The following is a 14,798-nucleotide window of genomic DNA, read 5'->3' as shown; positions in this document are numbered from 1 at the left end:
TTTGTAAACAGCATTATATGTGCATTTAATAGAGAATCACAGAATGAAATGAGACTCTCTCAATTTTCACTTACTTTTTTTCATGCTGATATTTTTAATTTAATTTTTCCACAATATCTTGAAAAAAATTAAAATGCTTAAAAACATAAATTTTGTTACTATATAAATAAGGAAGTGGTGATATTATGATTGGAGATATGAAAATTGAATTAAGCAAAGCTAAAAAAAATAAATATGCCATACCTGCGTTTAATGCCATTAATCCATTGATGATAAAAAAATATATTGAAGTGGCAAATTCTCTGCAAGCGCCGATTATAATTTCTTTAGCGGAAGCACATCTTGAATATATGGAACTAGAAGAAGCATTATATAGCTATGAACATTATGCAAGTAAGACTAATGTTCCAATTATTTTGCACCTAGATCATGGTCAAAGTATTGAAGTGGTAAAACAGGCTATTAATTTAGGTTTTCCATCAGTTATGATAGATGGTTCAATGCATGATTTTGATACAAATGTTAAAATGACCAAGGAAATTATAGAGTATTCTCAGTTAAAAGGTATTGCTGTAGAAGCAGAAATTGGTCATGTAGGTGCAGGAGAAAATTATGAGACTGACGAATTAACAGATTCAATATATACAAGTGTTGAAGATGCTGTTGAATTTGTTAATCAAACAAATGTGAATAGCTTAGCTGTATCAATTGGAACAGCCCATGGACATTATAAAGGTATCCCTAAATTAAATTTTAATAGATTAAATGATATTAATAAATCTGTGGATATTCCCTTAGTATTGCATGGTGGTTCTTCAAGTGGTGATGATAATTTAAGAAAAACAATTGAATTTGGTATCAGCAAAATAAATGTTTTTACTGATGTAGTGACAAGCATTAATAAACAAATGGATTGTGGCAAAGACTACTTTACAGTTTTAGATCAAATTAATTTAGGAATTGAAAATTGTCTAAAACATTATATTGATCTATTTGGTACAAGGAAGTGGAGTGAAATAAATGATTAAAAAGCCATTTTTAGTAATAAATCCTAAGAATTACTTTAATCAAAAAGAATTATATGAAATGGCATCAATTGCTGATAAATTGGCAGAAGAATATAATGTTACTTTAATATTAACTGGGCCCTTTACTGAATTATATAATCTTAAGAAAAAAACAAAAAATATTCTAATAGCTTCTCAACATGTAGATTCTGTTCCTGAAGGAACAGGAATGGGAAAGGTCTCACCAAAAGCTTTAAAAGAGATAGGCGTTGACGTGATAGTGATGAATCATGCAGAAAATAGGCTTTATTTTTCGGATATTATTGCTGTTGTGAAAGAATGCAATGATTTGAATATTGATACTGTAGTATGCTGTGATTCTATATTAGAAGCGAAAGCTCTAGCATTACTTGATCCAACAGTTATTTTATGTGAGCCAACGGAGCTAATTGGTACAGGACAAACAAGCGATTTATCTTATGTAAAAGAAACAAATAAATTAATTAGAAGTATCAGTCCAAATATTTTAGTAGAACAGGCTGCTGGAGTGAAGAATTACGAAGATGTATATAAAATAATCAAGGCTGGTTCTGATGGAACTGGTGCAACATCAGCTTTTGTAAATGCAGAAGATAGGGAAGCGCTGTTAAGGGAAATGATAGAAGCAATGATAGATGCAGTAAAGGAGGATTAGTAAATGATAATTGAAACTAAAACATTAAACTTAGAGTCAGATGGAAATAAAGTTACGTATCATGAGATAACTGATGAAGTTCGTGAAATAGTAAAACAGAGCGGTGTAAAGGAAGGTTTATGTACAGTTGTATCTCCTCATACCACTTGTTCTGTGATATTTGAAGAACTTTCCTATGATAAAAATTTTAGAGGATACGAATATCTTCAGCAAGATTTGAATGAATTAATGGATCAACTAATTCCAAAATGTGAAGTTGAAGGTCAATATCATCATCCAGGACCTGAACATATTAGAGTAGGATTAGAAGAATTTAAAGGGAAAATAAGTCCAGAGGCTTATACCATGTTGAATACAGATGCTCATTTACGTAGTTCGCTGCTAGGAACAAGTGAGAGTTTTATAATAGAAAATGGAGAATTACAAATTGGTTTAGTTGGTTATATTTATTTTATAGATTGGGATCAAAATAGAAAAAGAACAAGGAATTGTAAAGTACAAGTTATAGGAAAATAAGAGGTGTTAAAGTTGAAGATTAAAAGACGGAAATATCAACTAATTGAAATGTTATGCCAGGAAAGAGAATATAAACCTATGTCTTATTATGCTCGTAAATTAGATGTTTCCAGTCGAACTATATCTAATGACTTAAATGATCTTGATGGAATATTTAAAAAATATGATTTGATATTAGAAAAAAGACCTAACTATGGCGTGTTGTTGAAGGGAAAAGAAGCGAATTTTAAACACCTTATTACGAACTTCTATGACAATGGAAATATAGATTCCCTAAAAGAAAGATATAAAAGACAAGCAGAAATTATTAGAGAGATAATTTTATATGGAAAAGTTGTTACGTATCAAGATCTTTCTGATAAGCTGTACATTAATTCTTCAGTTATTTATCAAGATATGGAAAATCTTAAAAGGTTTCAAAATTCTTACTGTCAAATTATTTCAGATAGAAATGGCACTAGAGTGAAAGGAACAGAATATGGGAAACAAAAATTACTCAAGCAATTTTTTAATTGTTATATAAATAAATGTTATCCTAATGCTTCTATAGAAGTGGTTTCAGATGTACTTTCTAGTTATTACCCTAATTCTGTAATTGCAGTTGTAACAGATATTTTAGACTCCCTTAGTGACATATTAAAAAGATTATTAGAGGAATATTATTTAAATTCATTATTTATTTTCTTGGTGACTATTGCATCAAGAAAAAAAAGTGGAAGAGAATTGATAGTGGATTTTGAAATTTTAAATCAAGAAGGTATTGAATTATTAAGTAATTACCATTTAGCAGTTGAAATTAGCAATCAATTTAAAAAGAGGTTAGGAATTCAATTTGTTAAAAATGAAATCGATTATATTAGTTATCAATTATTTATGCACAGAGTTGAACTAAGTATCAATAATAAATATTTAGAAAATATGTTTTCAAAGGATATAAAATACTTCATAAATAGTATCAGTAAATCTTTAGGCTTGAATTTAACCAATGATCAACAATTGTATGATGCTTTAATTTGTCATATGGTTCCTATGATTTATAGAGTTAGATCTAATGTTAGCATAGAGAATCCAATTTTAAATCAAGTTAAAAATAATTATCCTGTATTATTTAATCTCTCATGGTTTCATTTAAATGAGATATCTAACAAATTTCATATTTTCTTATCAGAAGATGAAGTTTCGTTTATTACAATACATTTACAAGTAGCTATAGAGAGGGCATCTTCTAGAGGGCATGTTATCGTAGTTTGTAAAACAGGATTACTGACATCTGAACTATTAGTAAATAGAATTAGAAAAAGTTTACCATCTTCAGTTGAAGTGAATGTAATTCCTCTTAATGAACTCAATGAGGAAAATACAAAAAATGTAGATTTTATTATCTCTACTGTTCAATTAGAAAATTCGTATAAACCATATATAAAAGTAAGTCCTTTGGTGGACGACGAAGAATTAAGAGAAGTTTACGATTACTATTTAAAATATTCTAAAGGTGAAATACGCAGGCTTAATCATAGTAAGCAAAAAATCATGAAATTAATTCCTAGTTTAATGAATTTAAAACATATTTATATGGAAAACGATTTTAAAACTAAAGAAGAGTGCTTGGACTATTTATTTCAGAATCTTTATGAAGATGATTGTGTAGATAAGAAATTTAGAGACGACATTTATGAAAGAGAATCTTTGGGCAGCACATATTTATCTTTAGGTGTGAGCTTTCCCCATGCTATGCCAACATATGTAAGAAAAAGTGCTATATCTGTTCTATTACTTCCAAATGGAGTTTTTTGGGATGAACATAGAGTATATTTAGTAATAATGTTGGCTATAAAGAGTGATGAAATTAAAGAGACCATTAAAGACTTGCCAGTATTGTATAAGAAGGTATTAGATTATCAGTTTATTAATAATTTAGTTAGGTTAAATGAACCGGAAGATATAAAAAAAATGTTATTAGAATAGAGGGATTTAATATGTATTTGGAAAAAGATTTAGTTTTTTTTGATATTGAAACAAAATCAAGAGAAGAATTATTTTTGAAAATTGAAGAGTTTTTAGTCGAAAAAAAGTATGCTATAAAAGGTTTAGGACAAGCCTTGATTGATAGGGAGAAAGAGTATCCAACAGGGTTAGCTTTAAAGGGCATTAATATTGCTATTGCTCATGCAGATCCTAAATACTCATTAGACAATAAAATTTGTGCTATAAAGCCACAAGATAAAATTGTATTTCAAAATATTGAAAACTTGGAGAAGCTTAATATTGATTTGATTTTTATACTTTTACTAAAGGATAGTGGTAATCATCTTAATATATTAAGAACTATATCAAGTGTTTTTTTAGACGATGATTTTATTGCAGCGGTAAAAGAAACTAAAAATTCTCAAGAATTATTTCAGGTTTTAGATAACTATATAAATAATGTGGACAGTATTAAATAAAATATGGAGAATGGGATTACCATGGAAGATAAAGGTTAAGATTTTACGTATATTCTAAAGTATCAGTTAAGGCTTTTATTTGGTGTGTCTTTCTCTTCTATCTATAAAATTTGACTATAGATATATCAGAATTATAGCAAGACAACCAAATTTATATAAAGTGTTTAAATATAGCAAAAATATAATAGAGAAGGCAGGAGGAGTTAGCTTATGAAAAAAATATTGGTTGCATGTGGAACTGGAATGGCAACGTCAACAATGATTGCAGAAAAAGTTGGTGAATTTTTAGATGGAATGAGTATAGATTATTCCATTACTCAGGGACGATTGGATGAATTAGCTTTTAATGATGGGAAATTTGATTTATTTATTACTTCAATGAAAGTGGAAAATGACTATGAAACACCAGTTGTATCGGGAACTGCATTTCTAATTGGAATGAATGAAGACAAAACTAAACAAGAGATACTAAAGTATTTACAAGATTAAAAAGGAGGAATAAATATGCAAGGCGTAATTGAATATTTTTTATCATTAGGTTCAACTGTGTTTGTTCCAATTGTATTAATAATTATAGGGTTAATACTCAGACAAGGGTTTTTGAAATCCATTAAAAGTGGTGTGACAGTAGGTGTTGGATTTATAGGATTAAATTTAGCAATTTCTTTAATTGCCAATGTACTTGATCCAGCAGTAAATAATATTGTTGAAAGATTTGGCTTACAACTAACTGTTATTGATGTGGGTTCGGGAGCAGCTGCTGGGGTAGCTTTTGGAACGGTGGTAGGTGCTTTAATTATCCCGGCTGTATTTATCTTAAATATAGTTATGTTAGCTTTAGGTTTAACTAAAACAATGAATATAGATATTTTCAATTATTCACACTATGCATTTACAGGAGGTGTTGTTGCCTTAGTTGCAGATAATGTATGGCTTGGTATGATAGCGGCTCTAATTCAAGCAGTTTGGTCTTTATTGTCTGCAGATTATTCAGCTAAGATGGTTCAAGAGGGGTTAGGTGTTGAAGGGGTATCTATTCCTCAAGGTTATGCTGCAAGTACAATTCCTTTATACGTATTATTGGATAAGATTTATGATAGAATTCCTTTCTTAAGAAATTCCAAGCTTGATCTTGGAAATGTACAGAAAAAGATAGGTATGTTTGCTGATCCAGTAATCGTAGGGGTAATTTTAGGTATAATTCTATCACTACTAGCAGGCTATAATTTCCACGAGGCAAGTAATCTTATTATGGGAGTAGGAGCAATTATGATACTATTCCAAAGGATGGTTAAAATAATTGTTGAAGGACTATTGCCTATCTCTGAGTCAGCTAAAGGTTATTTTAATAAAAAATTTGGAGGACGAGAAGTATATATTGGTTTAGACTCAGCTATTACCTTAGGACATCCTGTAACACAAATTGTTGGAACTATTCTTATTCCATTAACACTTATTTTAGCAATTATTCTACCTGGTAACAAAGTATTACCTATGGGAGACTTAGCATTTGCAGCTTTCTTTATTTGTATGGCAACGATTATTCACAAAGGAAATATTTTAAAGACATTAATTAGTGGAACTATAAATATGATTATTACATTATATGTTGCTACATGGTTTGCACCATATTTTACAGAGTTAGCTAAAGGAACTTTAGATATTCAGGGACAGTCAACAGCATTGTGGAATGGTAACCTTTTTGATTTTGTTATTACACAAATTGCAAGACACGGATGGATATTTACTATAATCTTGGTAATTGTAACTATTGCTTTTGCACTTTTAATGAAGAAGAGAAGTGTTCAAAATGAGGCCCAATAATATAGAAATAGGAGCTTCCATATTAAGTGCTGATTTTTGTTATATTGGTGAAGCTGTAGAAGAAGCTATTAGTTCTAATATAGACTTCATTCACGTAGACATTATGGATGGTAAATTTGTTGAAAGTATTACATGGGGACCACAAACTATAGCTGATATTAAAAAGAATTTTAATGTGGTTACAGATGTCCACTTAATGGTTGAAAAACCTGAACAAGTGTTAGAACAATATCTAAATGCATATCCAGATAGGGTTTCAATACATCCAGAATCTACTTATTTTAGTCGTAAATTATTGCATCAAATCAAGAACTCTGGAGCTGAAGCGGGAATTGCAATGAAGTTAGAAACGCCCATTGAGTCTGTGATTAATCTTTTAGATATTGTTGATTTTGTTTTACTCTTGAGTTCAGAAGAGGGTTTTGGAGGAAATAGCTATTCAGAGGCTATTATGACTAGTAAAATTTGCAAAATCATGAACTTGAAAAAATCTTTGAATTATAAATTAAAAATTCAGCTAGATGGCGGAATCAAGGGTCATAATTTAGGAGTGTTATATGAACAAGGTGTAAATAGATTTGTTCTAGGGTCAGCATTATATAATAATGATCCATTTAAGATGAATTATGAAAAGATTATAAATGTATTATAAATAAGAAAGTAGACTTCTGTTTAAAAAGTTGTAGGCATAAGATTTAACATGCTTACAACTTTTTCTAAAAATCATCAAAGGTAGGAGCACCAACCTTTGATAAAAAGAAAGACCTAGAAGTTAACAAATTATAGGTTTTAACAGATTTTGTTCTACTAAACTCTATGAGGAAATTTTAAGAGAATTTTTTGGAGGTAACAGAGTATGAAATATATAGATTTTAAAAGAGATGCAATAAATATGAGAGATGAATTGGTTGAAATAAGAAGAAGTTTACACAAAATACCTGAAATTGGTTTTAATGAGCATGAGACAAGTAAATTTATTAAGAGGTATTTGGAAGAGGAAATCTCTATTCCCTTTAGAAGTGGGTTAGCTGGAGGTACAGGAATAGCTGCTACTCTTGAAGGAGCTTATCCAGGACCGACAATAGCAATAAGGACTGATATAGATGCTTTACCTATTGAAGAACGTACTGAGTTACCTTTTAGTTCTAGAAATAAAGGATATATGCATGCTTGTGGTCATGATGGTCATATGGCTATTGTTCTTGGTACTGCTAAATTATTGAAAAAATATGCGTCTCAATTAAAGGGAAATGTAAAGTTCATATTTCAACCAGCTGAAGAGTTAAGTTTAGGTGCTAAAAAAATGATAGATGATGGAGCTTTGGAAAATCCGAAGGTAGATGCTATATTTGGATTTCATATTTGGCCAGAATTTGAAAAAAACAAAATAGGGATTAAAGATGGGACTATAATGTCTGCAGGTGATAAATTTGATATTGAGATTATGGGGAAAGGCAGTCATGGTGCGGAACCCTATAAAGGAATTGATCCAGTAATAGTTACTGCAGAGATTATATCAGCTATTCAGACCATAGTTAGTAGAGAAATGGATTTATTAAGAAATACAGCAGTAGTATCTATAGGAACTTTAAATGGAGGCACTGCTTTTAATATAATACCTGAAAGAGTAAAGATTAGTGGTACCATAAGGTCTACAGATGAAAAAGTACAGAATAGAATTCCTCAATCAATAAAAAGAATTGTAGAAGGAATTTCTAAAGCACATAATGCAAAATTCTTATTTAAAAATACCAATGTATTTCCTCTAACAGTCAATGATGAATATATTGCTAAAACTTCTTATGAGGAATTAAAGCAATCTATGGAAGATGAAAAAGTAGAATGGTTAAAGTATCCAGGAATGGCTAGTGAGGATTTTTCTCAATATTTATCCATTGTACCAGGGATGTATTTTTTTATAGGTGCAAGAGAAGATAATAGGCATACTGATTTGCATAATCCTGATTATAATTTTGATGAAGATGTTTTAACCTTAGGTGTAGAAGCTGTAACTACATTGGTATATAATTTTTTAGAAAAAAATTTGGTGAAAAATGATTCTATATAGGTATTCTTTTTAAAGAAGATGGTAATAAGAGACATTATTAACTAAAATAATGTTTTAGTTTTTATTTGAGTAGAAGGCTAACTGAATAAATTTTTTAAAGGAGTGAATCTATGATTTTTCCAGATGCTAAGATACTTGATGTGGATTTAACTAATGGAAAGATAGAGAAAAGGACAATACCAGGGGAAATATATAGAATGTATCCCGGAGGTTCAGCTTTAGGTTTATATATTATATTGAATGAAATGGATCCAATGGTAGAACCTTTATCTCCTGAAAATATTTTAGTTTTTTCTGTATCGCCTTTAGTAGGTTTCCCTATTAGTGGTGCAAATAGAATGACTGTTACTACAAAAAGTCCTTTGACTAATACAATTGGAGATAGTCAAGCAGGAGGTTTTTTTTCAGCATATTTAAAAGGAAATGGTTGGGATGCTGTTGTATTTCGTGGAAAGGCAGAAAAACCAATATACCTGTATATAGATGGAGAAGATGTTGAATTAAAAGATGGGTCCAATGCGTGGGGGAAGGTTACTGGTGAAGCAGAAAAGGTTATTAGGAAAGAATTAAGAGAAGATAAGATTGATATAGCACAGATTGGACCAGGAGGAGAAAATTTAGTTAAATTTGCATGTATTATTAATATGTGTAATAGGGCTAATGGAAGAAATGGTACTGGAGCAGTTATGGGGTCTAAAAATCTGAAAGCCATTGCAGTTAAGAAAAAAACGGGCAGACAACCGGTAGATAAAGAAGGATTTAAGGCTTTGGCAGGTAGTATAAAAGAAAGATTAGCTGCTAATCAACCTCTGTTAGGACTAGGAGAACATGGCACAGATATAAACCTTGAACCTTTTAATGAGGAAGGGTTTTTACCTACAAAGAATTGGTCTACTGGATGGTTTCCAGAAGGGGCTAATAATATATCGGGTCCTACTATGACTAAAACCATATTAAAGGAAAGGGATACTTGCTATGCTTGTACTGTAAGATGCAAAAGGGTAGTAGAAGTTCCAGGAAAGGTAGATCCTTTATATGGAGGACCAGAATATGAAACTTGTGGAGGGCTAGGTTCTTATTGTGGTATTACTAATTTAGAAACTGTTGCATTGGGAAATCAATTGTGTAATATGTATGGGTTGGATACCATTTCTACTGGAGGTACTATAGCTTTTGCTATGGAATGTTTTGAAAAAGGTATTATAGATAAATCCCATACAAATGGATTAGAATTAACCTTTGGAAATGACGATGTGATGCCTATTATAATCGAAAAGATAGCTAAAAGAGAAGGAGTAGGAGATTTATTAGCAGAAGGAAGCTATAGAGCAGCTAAGAAAATAGGGGGAGAAGCTTATAAATATAGTATCTCAGTAAAAGGTCAAGAGCTTCCAGCTCATATGCCAGAGATGAAGTCCTCTGTCGGTCTTATATATGCAGTAAATCCATTTGGAGCAGATCATCAATCCCATGAACATGACCCAGTATTAACTTTACCAGAGGATAGCAAAGAAAGAGTTAATTTAAGCCATCTTGGAGTTTGGAAGGGTTATGATAATATGATGGAACTCGATGATGAGAAAGTAAGATTTGCATTTAATACCCAATGTTTCTTTTCATTAATGGATACACTTTGTTTATGTCAGTTTGTATGGGGACCTTCTTGGGAAGCATTTGGGCCAAAAGATTTAGTAGAGTTTGCTAAAGTAGCCATTGGATGGGATACATCTATCCATGAGCTGATGCTTATTGGAGAGAGAAGGATAAATATGATGAGGTATTTTAACTCTAAAATTGGATTTGATAAGAAAGATGATTATCTTCCAGATAGGGTATTTGAACCTTTTGAAGAAGGACCATCTAAAGGAATAGCCATGGATAAAGAAAAGTTCAATGAAGCATTGAATACTTATTATAGCACAGCTGGATGGGACTTAGAAACAGGTAATCCTACAAAGGGGAGTCTCAAGAAGCTTTCCCTAGGATGGTTATTAGAAATATGATAGTTAATGGTAATAGCAAGGATTTTCCATCAGATATTACTATTGATGAACTAATTGAAACTATGGGGTTTCCAAAAAATATTGTAATTGTAAAGGTTAATGGAAAAAGGATACCTAAAGAAAATTATAATGAGAAATTAGATAAAGATAGTAATATAGAAATATATAGCTTTATTGGTGGAGGCTAGAATAGAGGCCATTCCTTTTTAGGGATGGTTATTTTTTCGTCAAATTTGATGAAAAACCCAGTTTTACTTGACAATCAACACCTTTCTATATTGACTTATATCAAACAGCTTTTTTGATATATTTTGACATTGATAATCCATTATAATAGAAATACATAAGTATTATTTCATTATATTTATACTGGAGGCCTATATGAAAACCTTATTATTTTCTCATTTGCTTATACTTCTACTTACTATTATTTTTATATTTAAAACCTTTGATATAAGAAATGCCAAGGGAAAATATATAATGAAACTAAAAAATAGAAAAGGATTATTAATTTTTCTCATTGCTTCTTTTGTCTTTTTCATCCACTTGCTATTTTTAAACTTAAAAACCTATATAATTTTTAATAGACACAAAGATTTTATGGATATAATACTTTCACTAATATGGATTTTTATATCTTTATTACATATTTCAAAAACCTTTAAATACTCAGAAATAAGAGAAAAAGGAATTTACCTTGAAAATGGATTTTATAGCTGGAATAAAATTTACTACTATGAATGGATGTCTCCTGATACCATTAAATTTAAAATCCAAGGCTCAAATTTAAATGAGTATGAAGAAAAAGTTAAAGTTTCTTGTAAAAATAAAAAGCAAATAGATAAAATTTTGCAAAAATATATTAAGCTTTCCTCATCTATTATTTAAAATGATTATATGACTTTAATCTTTATTGAAAAGTAGAAAGGGCTATCCAATGATTCTTTATAACATATAATTCCTGCTGATGACTTATCTATAATTTCATCATATTCCCAGGTTTTCATAATCATTAAAAGATATTACACTAAAATTTTAGTTAGCGTAGACTGGAAAAACGGTCTTGATTTTTTGTAAAAGAATAGTTTATCGGTAGATTAGAAATAGAGTTAAATTCTATCTTTATTATATGGGGTTTGACATATATAATATCTTTAAGTAAAATATTACCAGAATGTTATATAATATAAAAAGTTTATTTCATATATAGGAGAGTATTACCGACACAACTAGCCATGTAATACACTTATTTGGAAGTGTTTGCGACATAAAAGTTCTAAGTTATATAACATTATTATTTCCCTTTTATTGGAATGGTTGAGCAGGATTTCGTAGGATTCGATTTGTTTCAATTTTCATAAAATTTGTATGAAATATACAGAATGGTTAAATGACTTGGAACTAGGGATTCATTTAGTTTCAGCACCTCAAGTAATACCTTTATCTAAAGAAAGAGAGATATTAGAGAGACTTAGTGTAGAAGGATACAATTTTGCAATTGTAGATTTTGAGAAGGATGAGTTACTTGGAAATTGTGGTTTGCTTAATGTAGATTTTATAAATAGAACAGCAGAACTAGGGATTTTTATAGGGAATAAAGAATACTGGAATAGGGGCTTGGGCCAGGAAGCAATAGAATTAATATTGAATTTTGGATTCAATATAATAAATTTAAATAATATTATGCTAAGAGTTAGGGGATTTAATAAGCGTGCTATTAAATGCTATGAAAAATGTGGGTTTAAAGTTATTGGAATTAGAAGGGAAGCTATTACTTTCGGAGATAAGAAATATGGTGAAATATATATGGATATACTTGCAAGTGAGTTTAAAGGAGATATTGTATCAAAGATATTAGAGAATTTTGAATAGGAAAAATAGAATCGGAAGGGGAAGAATAACATTATATAACAAAGTACTTACGCTTCGGCTATGGTAGGGTCTCCAATGGGGATAAGAATGAAGGAGTCATCTCATAAGAATTGCCATGCCACATCCCTTCACCGGGTGCAAGCATGACCTACAAGGAAATAAAGATAGATATACTCTAAAGACTATATATTAAAGGAAGGTGAATATTTTGGTACATTTGGTGTATTGTGATGATAAAGAAAAGGTATTGGAAAAGATTTTAGATGGTTCTAAGACTATGATTATTCGTGCAGCTGCAGGTAGGAAAATTCCTCATAGCCGTGTTTTTGAAGGTGAAACTCTATATTTTATGAAAAAGGGTACTGCTAAAATTTCTGCAACCGCAACCGTTAAAAGTGTTCAAAATTATGTAAAATTGACAGAGGAACAGATAGACGATATATTAGAGGAGAATCAATTTAAACTGAATCTATCAAGAAAGCAACAGGAACGCTGGCGTAAAAAATGTATATGCTTGGTTGAATTTCAGTATACAAAGAGAATAGAGCCACTGGATTTTTACCGTCAGAGTAATATGGATGATTGGCTTATTTTTGAAAAAATAGAAGATGTAGTTGTTGGAACAAGCATTCCTTATAACTATGAAAAGTCTAGGTTTTAAGGTGATATTCTATGGTAATGTGGAATCCGTGGCGTGGATGTCATAAATACAGTGAAGGTTGTAAATTTTGCTACATACACAAAGGTGATGCGAAACGAGATGTAGACACAAATCAGATCGTAAAAACTAATAATTTTTATGCTCCTGTGACGAAGAATAAAAAAGGGGAATATAGGATTAAACCTGGGCAAGTGGTTTACCTATGCTTTTCGACCGACTTTTTGATTGAAGAAGCTGATGAGTGGAGAAATGAGTGCTGGCAGATGATGAAAGAGCGAAGTGACTTGCACTTTATCTTTTTAACCAAGCGTATTGAGCGTTTTTTAAAATGTATTCCGGATAACTGGAATGATGGGTACGAAAATGTAACGGTTGGATGTACTATTGAAAATCAAGAACGAGCAGATAATAGACTTGCAATTTTTGATACTTTGACTATAAAGCATAAAAACATTATCTGTCAACCACTAATTGAAAGCATAAACATTAAGAAATATTTAAATAATATTGAATTGGTTGTGGTAGGGGGAGAGTCTGATAGAAATGCAAGACCTTTGGACTACGATTGGGTTTTATCTATTAGACAACAATGTATAGAAACAGGAACTCACTTTGAATTTAGACAATGTGGGACTCATTTTATTAAAGATGGAAAAAAATATTTACTTAGGGTTAAAGATTTATGTAGGCAGGCAAAAAAAGCTAATATTAACTTCTAAAGTTTAAGCTAACGAGCAAAATATGTTGTTTCAGTTATAACGCATCCTTTATATTATGCGAAGGGCTATCTATGGGGGACGGTTCAGAGACGTCGCAAATATTGGGGTGTTATAGGAAATGTCAATGTCAAAGTAGTCTTTTATAGCTTTTTATAGAACATAGCCATATTTACAAGAATAATATTCGACATATTATTAAGCATAAGGAGAGTAGAATGGAATTAGAAAATATCAATCAATACATTAGAAGTGTAGAACTAAATCGGGAAAAAATACGTTCTTTCTCTGAATATCCATATTCTCTACAAGCTATTCGAAAACTAAATGTGTTGAGATTTCATCCAAGTGTTACGTTTATAATTGGAGAAAATGGAACTGGAAAATCAACTATCTTAGAGGCAATAGCAATAGCTTATGGATTTAATCCTGAAGGAGGGACTAAAAACTTCAACTTTTCGTCAATGGATACACATTCAAATTTATATAGTAATTTTAAATTAGTTAAAGGTGTAAAGAGGCCCAAAGATGGATTTTTTCTTCGAGCAGAGAGTTTTTATAACGTAGCATCAAATATAGATGAACTTGATAAAGATGGTCCAGGACCTAGAATCATAGATTCTTATGGAGGAATTTCATTACATAAACAATCTCATGGAGAGTCATTTTTTTCATTATTCATTAATAAGTTTAGAGGAGAAGGGATATATATATTGGATGAACCTGAAGCTGCCTTATCTCCATCAAGACAGATGTCTATGATAACAAGAATGCATGAATTAGTTCAGAAGGGATGTCAGTTTATAATAGCTACACATTCACCAATAATAATGGCATATCCTAATTCAGTTATTTATGAGATAAACAATGGTTTTAAAGAAGTTAAATATGAAGAAACGGAGCATTATCAAGTCATGAGCTCTTTCATTAATAATAAACAAAAGATGTTAGATATATTAATGGAGGAGAGATAAAATTATATAGTAATATAAT

Annotated in this window: 16 protein-coding genes; all 16 read left to right on the top strand. The window is 30.6% G+C overall.

The annotated features are described in order from the left end of the window. Positions 1-185: 185 nt before the first annotated feature. The 16 genes from B5X81_RS10965 (at position 186) to B5X81_RS10890 (ending at position 14,779) form a co-directional block, all read left to right on the top strand. A complete protein-coding gene (locus B5X81_RS10965; RefSeq protein ID WP_079491728.1) occupies positions 186-1,028 on the top strand; it encodes a class II fructose-bisphosphate aldolase in 843 nt (280 codons plus the stop codon). Beyond that, the gene (locus tag B5X81_RS10960; RefSeq protein ID WP_079491726.1) at positions 1,021-1,701 is read left to right on the top strand and encodes a triose-phosphate isomerase; all 681 of its coding nucleotides are present in this window, start codon (positions 1,021-1,023) and stop codon (positions 1,699-1,701) included. The genes B5X81_RS10965 and B5X81_RS10960 overlap by 8 nt, the downstream gene beginning before the upstream one ends. A gap of 3 nt (positions 1,702-1,704) precedes the next feature. Continuing rightward, entirely contained in the window at positions 1,705-2,217 is a 513-nt protein-coding gene (locus B5X81_RS10955; RefSeq protein ID WP_079491725.1) for a YjbQ family protein, read from the top strand. Between the two features lie 12 nt (positions 2,218-2,229). Further along, on the top strand, positions 2,230-4,182 hold the full coding sequence (locus B5X81_RS10950; RefSeq protein ID WP_079491723.1) for a BglG family transcription antiterminator: 1,953 nt from the start codon (positions 2,230-2,232) through the stop codon (positions 4,180-4,182). 11 nt (positions 4,183-4,193) lie between these two features. Beyond that, the gene (locus tag B5X81_RS10945; RefSeq protein ID WP_079491722.1) at positions 4,194-4,661 is read left to right on the top strand and encodes a PTS sugar transporter subunit IIA; all 468 of its coding nucleotides are present in this window, start codon (positions 4,194-4,196) and stop codon (positions 4,659-4,661) included. A gap of 210 nt (positions 4,662-4,871) precedes the next feature. Beyond that, complete coding sequence (locus tag B5X81_RS10940) at positions 4,872-5,150, top strand: PTS sugar transporter subunit IIB (protein WP_079491720.1); 279 nt, start codon at positions 4,872-4,874, stop codon at positions 5,148-5,150. A 15-nt stretch (positions 5,151-5,165) separates the two neighbouring features. Next, positions 5,166-6,485: a PTS galactitol transporter subunit IIC gene (locus tag B5X81_RS10935; RefSeq protein WP_079491719.1), complete on the top strand. Its 1,320-nt coding sequence runs from the start codon at positions 5,166-5,168 to the stop codon at positions 6,483-6,485. Next, positions 6,472-7,137 (top strand): ribulose-phosphate 3-epimerase, encoded by a 666-nt coding sequence (locus tag B5X81_RS10930; protein WP_079491717.1) that lies wholly within the window; start codon positions 6,472-6,474, stop codon positions 7,135-7,137. The genes B5X81_RS10935 and B5X81_RS10930 overlap by 14 nt, the downstream gene beginning before the upstream one ends. Before the next feature lie 204 nt (positions 7,138-7,341). Then, a complete protein-coding gene (locus tag B5X81_RS10925) occupies positions 7,342-8,553 on the top strand; it encodes a M20 metallopeptidase family protein (protein ID WP_079491716.1) in 1,212 nt (403 codons plus the stop codon). Positions 8,554-8,663: 110 nt separating this feature from the next. After that, complete coding sequence (locus tag B5X81_RS10920; RefSeq protein ID WP_079491714.1) at positions 8,664-10,556, top strand: aldehyde ferredoxin oxidoreductase family protein; 1,893 nt, start codon at positions 8,664-8,666, stop codon at positions 10,554-10,556. After that, positions 10,538-10,744, top strand: coding sequence for a sulfur carrier protein ThiS (gene thiS / locus B5X81_RS10915; protein ID WP_079491713.1), 207 nt, complete (start codon positions 10,538-10,540; stop codon positions 10,742-10,744). Before B5X81_RS10920 ends, thiS begins: the two co-directional genes overlap by 19 nt. A 292-nt stretch (positions 10,745-11,036) precedes the next feature. Next, a complete protein-coding gene (locus B5X81_RS10910) occupies positions 11,037-11,444 on the top strand; it encodes a DUF5673 domain-containing protein (protein ID WP_139380303.1) in 408 nt (135 codons plus the stop codon). Positions 11,445-11,924: 480 nt separating this feature from the next. Beyond that, positions 11,925-12,428, top strand: coding sequence for a GNAT family N-acetyltransferase (locus B5X81_RS10905; RefSeq protein ID WP_079491710.1), 504 nt, complete (start codon positions 11,925-11,927; stop codon positions 12,426-12,428). Positions 12,429-12,636: 208 nt separating this feature from the next. Beyond that, on the top strand, positions 12,637-13,089 hold the full coding sequence (locus B5X81_RS10900; protein WP_079491708.1) for a hypothetical protein: 453 nt from the start codon (positions 12,637-12,639) through the stop codon (positions 13,087-13,089). Positions 13,090-13,100: 11 nt separating this feature from the next. Then, positions 13,101-13,808 (top strand): DUF5131 family protein, encoded by a 708-nt coding sequence (locus B5X81_RS10895; RefSeq protein ID WP_079491707.1) that lies wholly within the window; start codon positions 13,101-13,103, stop codon positions 13,806-13,808. A gap of 215 nt (positions 13,809-14,023) precedes the next feature. Further along, on the top strand, positions 14,024-14,779 hold the full coding sequence (locus tag B5X81_RS10890) for an AAA family ATPase (RefSeq protein ID WP_079491705.1): 756 nt from the start codon (positions 14,024-14,026) through the stop codon (positions 14,777-14,779). Positions 14,780-14,798: the final 19 nt, after the last annotated feature.

The sequence above is a fragment of the Maledivibacter halophilus genome, assembly GCF_900167445.1.
Taxonomy (GTDB): domain Bacteria; phylum Bacillota; class Clostridia; order Peptostreptococcales; family Caminicellaceae; genus Maledivibacter; species Maledivibacter halophilus.
Note: the sequence above shows the minus strand (reverse complement) of the source record. Positions and strands in the feature narration are given on the sequence as shown.

Excerpts from the sequence above, each read along its gene's own strand:
- B5X81_RS10965 (WP_079491728.1), top strand. The coding sequence starts at position 186 with ATGATTGGAGATATGAAAATTGAATTAAGCAAAGCTAAAAAAAATAAA.
- B5X81_RS10960 (WP_079491726.1), top strand. The coding sequence starts at position 1,021 with ATGATTAAAAAGCCATTTTTAGTAATAAATCCTAAGAATTACTTTAAT.
- B5X81_RS10955 (WP_079491725.1), top strand. The coding sequence starts at position 1,705 with ATGATAATTGAAACTAAAACATTAAACTTAGAGTCAGATGGAAATAAA.
- B5X81_RS10945 (WP_079491722.1), top strand. The coding sequence starts at position 4,194 with ATGTATTTGGAAAAAGATTTAGTTTTTTTTGATATTGAAACAAAATCA.
- B5X81_RS10940 (WP_079491720.1), top strand. The coding sequence starts at position 4,872 with ATGAAAAAAATATTGGTTGCATGTGGAACTGGAATGGCAACGTCAACA.
- B5X81_RS10935 (WP_079491719.1), top strand. The coding sequence starts at position 5,166 with ATGCAAGGCGTAATTGAATATTTTTTATCATTAGGTTCAACTGTGTTT.
- B5X81_RS10930 (WP_079491717.1), top strand. The coding sequence starts at position 6,472 with ATGAGGCCCAATAATATAGAAATAGGAGCTTCCATATTAAGTGCTGAT.
- B5X81_RS10925 (WP_079491716.1), top strand. The coding sequence starts at position 7,342 with ATGAAATATATAGATTTTAAAAGAGATGCAATAAATATGAGAGATGAA.
- B5X81_RS10920 (WP_079491714.1), top strand. The coding sequence starts at position 8,664 with ATGATTTTTCCAGATGCTAAGATACTTGATGTGGATTTAACTAATGGA.
- thiS (WP_079491713.1), top strand. The coding sequence starts at position 10,538 with ATGGTTATTAGAAATATGATAGTTAATGGTAATAGCAAGGATTTTCCA.
- B5X81_RS10910 (WP_139380303.1), top strand. The coding sequence starts at position 11,037 with ATGAAACTAAAAAATAGAAAAGGATTATTAATTTTTCTCATTGCTTCT.
- B5X81_RS10905 (WP_079491710.1), top strand. The coding sequence starts at position 11,925 with ATGAAATATACAGAATGGTTAAATGACTTGGAACTAGGGATTCATTTA.
- B5X81_RS10895 (WP_079491707.1), top strand. The coding sequence starts at position 13,101 with ATGGTAATGTGGAATCCGTGGCGTGGATGTCATAAATACAGTGAAGGT.
- B5X81_RS10890 (WP_079491705.1), top strand. The coding sequence starts at position 14,024 with ATGGAATTAGAAAATATCAATCAATACATTAGAAGTGTAGAACTAAAT.